The following is a 782-nucleotide window of genomic DNA, read 5'->3' as shown; positions in this document are numbered from 1 at the left end:
GCACCGCCGGCGGGCTGATCCCGGCCGCCTGCATACGGCGCAGAGCCAGTGCCTTGGGGGCAGACGTAACCAGCGCCCATTGATCGCCGGGCAATGCGTTGAGGAATTCCACCGCGCCCGCAATCGCCACCACCCCTTCCACATCCTCAAGTTCAGCCTCGGTAATCCACTGCGCCTCAGCCTGCGCGTCCACACCGGGCAACGCCTGGCGGGTGATGGTATCGATGGCCCGGGCACCATGGATGGTCTTCAGAAAAGCCTCGACATCCAGCCCATGGCGTTCAGCCCAGGTGGCCCATACGCGCTCGGCGGCGGCAATGGAGTTCAGGAGTGTGCCATCCATATCGAACAGAAAGGCGCGGTAACGGTGGGCGAATACAGCTGAATCGCGGGTGGACACTGCTCGGCTTCCTCTTGCTTTCGTCACCCGGTCTTGGGCGCTGACGAACCACTTGCCTGGTGCAATCTACGGATCGGCCCAAACGCTGTAAACCTTCCCGTGGTTTGTATCGGACTGTATGGGAACCCCGCCTGGATACGCGAACCCGCATTTCGCCACGCCTGGGCACACATGGCAGATACACCCCGGCGATTAACTACGACCACCAGCCAATCCGGCTGACTCACGCGTAGGAGCCTCATCATGTTCAATCTCTCGAAAGCTTCGTCCCTGGTACTCGGCCTGACTGTCATCGCGGGCCTCGGGCTGTCATCCATGGCGTCGGCCGACACCCACGCTGGCGCGGTCACAGACCAGCCATCCCACCTGCTCGCCGAGGGCG

The 782-nt window shown here is 62.9% G+C and carries 1 protein-coding gene; it reads right to left on the bottom strand.

What is annotated here, in order from left to right; all coding sequences use genetic code 11:
- Nucleotides 1–400: HAD family hydrolase (locus HX846_RS32410; RefSeq protein ID WP_178966971.1), on the bottom strand; the 400-nt coding region annotated here is incomplete at its 3' end.
- Nucleotides 401–782: the final 382 nt, after the last annotated feature.

This window comes from Pseudomonas sp. K5002, from assembly GCF_013386655.1.
Taxonomy (GTDB): Bacteria; Pseudomonadota; Gammaproteobacteria; order Pseudomonadales; family Pseudomonadaceae; genus Aquipseudomonas.
The sequence above is the reverse complement of the archived record's forward strand: the minus strand, read 5'-3'. Positions and strand labels throughout refer to the sequence as shown.